Raw genomic sequence first — 4,688 nt, forward strand, 5'->3', positions numbered from 1 at the left:
CGCTACAAGGACCGCAATGGCGGCTACACCCGCATCATCAAGGCTGGTTTCCGCTACGGCGACTCCGCTCCGGTTGCCGTGATCGAGTTTGTCGATCGCGATGTCGATGCCAAGGGTGTCGATTCCGGACCGGTGCAGGCGAAGGCCGAGGACTCGGCGGCGGCGTGATCGTCGTCCCCGTGCGACTGGTTTCGAGAGCGGCGCTGTGCGCCGCTCTTTTGTTTTGTGTAATGCTGTCGGGAGCCGCCATGGCCGATGACACGCATGCGCTGGCCGCGGTCGCGGGGACCCTCTCGGGGTGAGACCTTTGCTCGCAAGCTGCGCGTCGCGCTGGTGTTGACGATCATTGTCGCGCCGCTGACCGTCGCCGTGGCCTGGCTGTTCTATCGACCGATGATCTCGCTCGGGATTGTCGCGCTGGGCGCGGCTCTGGCCTATGGCGTGATGCGGGTCGGCGTGAAGAACAGGACGGCCTCCATGACCGAGCCGAGCGCCGCCTAGCGCGTCCGGTCCTTAGCGCAAATTGCGTGTCGATTTGCACGGAATGAGTAGCGATTTCCCACGATCCGGATCGTCGCGAACTTCCGCGGCAGGACTTCACGAATTAGAATGATCCCGGCCTAAGAAGGCTGGGGGGAAATGCTGATGATTCGTTTTGCTTTGGCCGCCGCGGCGCTCGCCGCCGGCGCGTCGTCCGCTTTCGCGCAATCGCCGGCGCAGCGCGGCGAATATCTGGTCAATTCCATTTTGAATTGCGGCAACTGCCATACCCCACGCGGGCCGGCCGGAGCCGACAAGCCATTCGCTGGCGGAAACCTGTTCGAGGCGCCCGCCTTCAAGGTCTACTCGTCGAACCTGACCCCGGATAAGGAAACCGGGCTCGGCAACTGGACTGCCGAGCAGATCAAGACCGCGATCATGAAGGGTGTTCGCCCGGATGGCACCGTGCTCGCCGTTATGCCGTCGGCCTACTACACCGTGCTGACGCCGCGCGACGCGGATGCGATCGTCGCCTATCTGCGTTCGTTGAAGCCGATCAAGAACGCGGTGCCGACGCCGGAATACAAGGTGGCGCTGAAGGCTGATCTGACGCCGCCGGCGATGGGCAAGATCAGCCGCAAGGCGCGCCGCGGTTATTACCTCGCGACCATCGGCCATTGCATGGAATGTCACTCGCCCCGCGAGAAGGGTGTCTCCCTGATCCGGACCGAACTGGGTGTCGGCAAGCACGAGTTCACGGGACCGTGGGGCACGTCGACGTCCCGCAACATCACGTCCGACAAGAACAAAGGGATCGGCGGCTGGACCGATGCGGAGATCAAGCGCGCGATCACCACAGGCGTCAGCCGGAACGGCGACAAGCTGAAGCCGCCGATGGGTTACGCCGCCTACGCGAAGATGACCGACAAGGACATGAGCGATCTGATCGCCTATCTGCGCACGGTGCCGGCGAAGCAATAGGTCGATCACTGCTTCTTCTTGCGCTGCGTGCTGCGCAGCGCGTTGTAGAGATCGGCCGGCGCGAAATCGTCCGTCAGCATGACGCCCTGCGAGGTGTCGACGCTATCGAGCGGCTTCGCGATCAGGTCGGGCAGGGGGAAGCGGAACTTGTGCTTCTCCTGAAGCTCCGCGGCGCGCTTGACGATGGAGTCACGATCGCGAGGTTTCAGCGTGCCGACCGCGATCACTTCGCCTTCGCCGGTCGGATAGAGATGCACGGACGGAAATACCGCGCGCAGCGTGACGATGGTCGAGACATAGAGCTTGGTGCCGTCGTGGACATTCATGGCCACCGCCCCGTCCGGCGTCAGGTTGCGCTTAACGAGCTGGAAGAATTCCCTGGTCAGGAGGTGAAACGGGATATAGCCGCCGTGGAATGCATCGCACAGGATCAGGTCGAACGGCTGCTTGTTGCGGTTGAGATAGACACGGCCGTCGGCGTCGAGATAGCGCACGCGGCTGCTCTCCCGGATGCCGAAATACTTCTTGGCGGCGGTGATGACGCCGGGGTCAATTTCGACGGTGTCGATACTGACATCCGGAATATGGCGGCCGAGATAGGTCGAGATGGTGCCGCCGCCGAGCCCGATCATCAGGATGCGCTTGAGTTCCTGCGGATAGGCCACCGTCATGGTCATCTGCCGCGTGTACGCGAGCGGCAGGTCGTCGGGGTCCTTCAGGTTAATGGTCGATTGCGTGTAGTCCCAGCCCTTGAGCTGAAACGCCATGTTCAGTTCGGATTTGTCCTTGAACACGAAGATGTCGTTGTAGGTCGTTTCGACATGGTCGATCTGACCGTCCTTGCGTGTCAGCAATTGCTCGCGCACCTTCATGTCGACGAGGTTTTCACCGGAGGCCGGGCCGGGCACGAGGGCCACCGAACCCGAGGCGATGGCGCCCGCAAGGAGTACGGCCGGGACTGCGCGCATCAGCCGGTTCGCGGCGATCAGTGCCAGGCCGGACAGGATGCCGACGATACCCGCCGTGATCGTGATCGCACGTGAGCCCATCATCGGGATCAGATAAAAGGTCGTGCCAAGTGTGCCGACAATGCTGCCGAGCGTATTGACGCCATAGACGGTCCCGGAAACCTGGCCTGAATGCGCCGGGTTGCGCAGCAGAAGCCGGATGCCGAATGGCGAGAACATCCCAAGGAAGGTCACCGGGAAAAACAGGATCGCCATCGAGGCGACCAGACTGCCGGTGCGCACATCGTCGATGCCGGCCAGCAGCGATTCGAGCATCCGTTCGGCGAAGACCGGAACAAGCAGCACATAGGCCGAGCCGATGAGCACGGTGAGCCCGAGCACGGTGAGCGAGGGGGCGCGGTCGGCAAGCCAGCCGCCGAGGAAGTAGCCGAGGCAGAGCGCGGCGAGGACGGTCGAGATCAGCGAGGCCCAGGTGTAGATGCCGCTGCCGAAATACGGGTTCAGGTAGCGCGATCCCAGCATCTCGAAACTCATCACGATGGCGCCGACGGTGAAGGCCGCCGTATAGACAATGAGTGCGACGGTGGCCGCACTCTTGCTCGCCCGCTCGGTCACAAAAGTCTCCCCCATTTATGTCGGCCCGGCGGACTGTCGGTGATGCCCACGATCCGGCCAAGTTTCTGGTCTCATTGGATTATTGGCCGTGGCCGATGAATGGCATGTGTACGGCTACACCCTTCAATTGGGAGCCGGATCGGCCTATATCTGGCCGCGACGTTTTGGGGATTTCCGAATGACCGACGCCCGGCCGCTCCGCACCTTGTTCGCAACTCTCGGGCTGGCCGCGCTTGCGCTGGTGCCAACCGCCCATGCCCAGGACCGGACAGTTCCGCGTTCGGGCGCCGAGCTGAAGCTGTCGTTTGCGCCGGTCGTGAAGCGGGCGACGCCGGCCGTTGTGAACGTCTACGCCGCGCGTGCGGTCGAAGTCCGCAACCCGTTGTTCGACGATCCGCTGTTCCGGCGGTTCTTCGGGGCTCCCGGCAACATTCCGCGCGAGCAGATGCAGCGCTCATTGGGCTCGGGCGTGATCGTGGATTCCGGCGGCCTCATCATCACCAACAATCACGTGGTCGAAGGTGCGACCGAAGTGAAGGTCTCGCTCGCGGACAAGCGTGAATACGAGGCGGAGATCGTACTGAAGGACGGACGTACCGATCTTGCCGTCCTGAAGATCAAGGAGCCGAAGGAGCGGCTCAGCGCCATCGAGTTCGGCAATTCGGACGATCTGCAGGTGGGCGATGTTGTGCTGGCGATCGGCAATCCGTTCGGCGTCGGTCAGACGGTGACGCACGGCATCGTATCGGCGCTCGCCCGGACGCAGGTTGGCATCACCGATTATCAGTTCTTCATTCAGACCGACGCCGCGATCAATCCCGGCAACTCGGGTGGTGCGCTTGTCGATCTGTCGGGCAAGCTCGTCGGTATCAACACCGCGATCTTTTCGCGATCGGGCGGATCGCAGGGCATCGGCTTTGCAATTCCGGCCGAGATGGTGAAGGTGGTCGTTGCGTCCGCGCGTGGCGGTGGCTCCGCGGTGAAACGTCCGTGGCTCGGCGCGAAGCTGCAGAATGTCACCCCGGAAATCGCGGAGGGGCTGGGGCTGAAACGCAATTCCGGTGCCCTGGTCGCCGGTGTCAGCGCGAATTCGCCCGCGGCGAAGGCCGGTATCAAGACAGGTGACGTGATCGTCTCGATCGAGGAACAGGTCGTCGAGGACCAGAATGGTTTCGACTATCGCTTCGGCACGCGGCCGCTTGGCGGGCAGGCCCGGATCGGCGTGATCCGCAACGGGCGCGAGACAACCGTCGTGGTCTCGCTGCAAAGCGCCCCGGATGGTCCGCGTGAGGAAGTGGTGATCAAGTCGAGGTCTCCACTGACCGGCGCCAAGGTCGGCAACCTCTCGCCGGCGCTGGCGGAGGAACTGCGTCTCGATCCGTCGGCCGAAGGCGTGGTCGTGCTCGAACTCGGCAAGGGTTCGATCGCGCAGCGGCTTGGTTTCCAGCGCGGCGACGTGGTGCTCGCGATCAATGACAAGCGTGTCGCGACCAGCAAGGATCTCGAAAAGCTGACACGTGATCCCTTGCGGATGTGGGAAATCACCATCCTGCGGGGAGGCCGGCAGGTCACGGCGCAATTTCCGGGCTGACGCAGCATGACAACCCGCGCGAAACAAAGCGGGCCGAACCTGTTCACCGCCGC

The 4,688-nt window shown here is 63.2% G+C and carries 5 protein-coding genes; 4 read left to right on the forward strand and 1 reads right to left on the reverse strand.

Translation table 11 applies throughout. The annotated features are described in order from the left end of the window. The 3 genes from VNZ93_RS24410 to VNZ93_RS24420 form a co-directional block, all read left to right on the forward strand. On the forward strand, positions 1–168 hold a 168-nt coding region (locus VNZ93_RS24410), incomplete at its 5' end, for a bL17 family ribosomal protein (protein ID WP_325711711.1). A gap of 96 nt (positions 169–264) precedes the next feature. After that, complete coding sequence (locus tag VNZ93_RS24415) at positions 265–501, forward strand: hypothetical protein (protein ID WP_325711699.1); 237 nt, start codon at positions 265–267, stop codon at positions 499–501. Between the two features lie 144 nt (positions 502–645). Then, positions 646–1,461, forward strand: a complete 816-nt coding sequence (locus VNZ93_RS24420) for a cytochrome c (RefSeq protein WP_325711702.1) — start codon at positions 646–648, stop codon at positions 1,459–1,461. A 5-nt stretch (positions 1,462–1,466) separates the two neighbouring features. On the opposite strand, the gene VNZ93_RS24425 is transcribed toward VNZ93_RS24420, so the two are convergent. Continuing rightward, the gene (locus tag VNZ93_RS24425) at positions 1,467–3,044 is read right to left on the reverse strand and encodes a fused MFS/spermidine synthase (RefSeq protein WP_325711705.1); all 1,578 of its coding nucleotides are present in this window, start codon (positions 3,042–3,044) and stop codon (positions 1,467–1,469) included. A 178-nt stretch (positions 3,045–3,222) separates the two neighbouring features. Here VNZ93_RS24425 and VNZ93_RS24430 point away from each other — a divergent pair, with 178 nt between their 5' ends. Further along, positions 3,223–4,635: a DegQ family serine endoprotease gene (locus VNZ93_RS24430; RefSeq protein ID WP_325711708.1), complete on the forward strand. Its 1,413-nt coding sequence runs from the start codon at positions 3,223–3,225 to the stop codon at positions 4,633–4,635. The last annotated feature ends 53 nt before the right edge of the window (positions 4,636–4,688 follow it).

Source organism: Pseudorhodoplanes sp., assembly GCF_035565795.1.
Lineage (GTDB): Bacteria > Pseudomonadota > Alphaproteobacteria > Rhizobiales > Xanthobacteraceae > Pseudorhodoplanes.